1 protein-coding gene is annotated in these 1,742 nt (G+C 42.0%); it reads left to right on the forward strand.

Going from position 1 to position 1,742, the window contains the following annotated elements:
* On the forward strand, window positions 1-1,742 hold a 1,742-nt coding region (locus tag H4J76_RS19425; RefSeq protein ID WP_182231138.1), incomplete at both ends, for a tandem-95 repeat protein.

Raw genomic sequence — 1,742 nt, forward strand, 5'->3', positions numbered from 1 at the left:
TTAAATACCGATGGTAGTTATACCTTCACACCTAATGATAATTTCAACGGTGCTGTTCCTGTTATTACATATACAGTTACCGATGGTGCTGGTGACACTCAGAGTTCGACCCTAACTATTTCAGTGACACCGGTTTCAGATCTGAGTGATGATAGTGAAACGGTTACGATAGCAGAAGATACAACAGCAACAGGTAATGTCCTCGATAACGCAGCAACTGCAGACGGTCCTTTAACTGTTACAAGCTTTACGGTTGGTGGGAATACGTACAATGCAGGTGACACGGTAAGTCTTGCTGAAGGCGAACTCACTTTAAATGCAGATGGTAGTTATACTTTTATACCGAATGATAATTTCAACGGTGCTGTACCTGTTATTACTTATACTGTCACAGATGGTGCCGGTGATACCGAAAGTTCTACGCTAACAATTTCAGTGACACCAGTTTCTGATCTAAGTGACGATAATGAAACCGTAAGTGTCGCAGAAGATGCAACTGCTACAGGTAATGTCCTCGATAATGCAGAAACAGCAGACGGTCCAATGACCGTCACTAGCTTTACTGTTGGTGGGAATACCTACAATGCAGGTGATACGGTTACTCTTACGGAAGGCGAGTTAACTTTAAATACCGATGGTAGTTACACTTTTACACCGAACGATAACTTCAATGGTGCTGTGCCAGTGATTACTTATACCGTCACAGATGGTGCCGGTGATACACAGAGTTCTACCCTAACAATTTCAGTGACACCGGTTTCAGATTTAAGTGATGATAGTGAAACTGTTACGATAGCAGAAGATACAATTGCTACAGGTAATGTGCTTGATAACGCAGCAACTGCTGATGGTCCACTCACGGTAACGAGCTTTACGGTTGGTGGGAATACGTATAATGCAGGTGATACCGTTATTCTCACTGAAGGTGAGTTAACTTTAAATACCGATGGTAGTTATACCTTCACACCAAATGACAATTTCAACGGTGCTGTGCCTGTGATCAGCTACACCGTTACTGATGGTGCCGGTGATACCGAAAGTTCTACACTAACAATTTCAGTGACACCGTTTTCTGATTTAACTGATGATAGTGAAACGGTCACGATAGCTGAAGATACGATTGCTTCAGGTAATGTGCTTGATAATGCTGAAACAGCAGACGGTCCAATGACTGTCACCAGCTTTACAGTTGGTGGGAATACGTATAATTCAGGTGATACCGTTACTCTTACGGAAGGCGAACTCACTTTAAATGCAGACGGTAGTTACACTTTTACACCGAATGATAACTTTAATGGCAGTGTGCCAGTGATCAGTTACACCATTACCGATGGTGCTGGTGACACAGAAATTTCAACTTTAACAATTTCAGTAACACCTTTATCAGATCTTACTGATGACAATGAATCTGTTACAACAGCTGAAGACACAACCGCAACAGGCAATGTCCTCGATAATGCTGAAACAGCAGACGGTCCACTAACCGTAACGAGTTTTACTGTTGGTGGTAATACATATAGTGCAGGTGACACCGTTACCCTCACTGAAGGTGAGTTAACTTTAAATACCGATGGTAGTTATACCTTTACACCTAATGACAATTTCAACGGTGCTGTTCCTGTAATTACTTACATTGTTACTGACGGTGCAGGTGATACACAGACTTCTACCTTAACGATTTCAGTAACTCCAGTTTCTGATCTGAGCGATGATAATGAAACTGTCACTGTTGCAGAAGATAC

It is taken from the genome of Colwellia sp. BRX9-1 (genome assembly GCF_014077195.1).
GTDB lineage: Bacteria > Pseudomonadota > Gammaproteobacteria > Enterobacterales > Alteromonadaceae > Colwellia_A.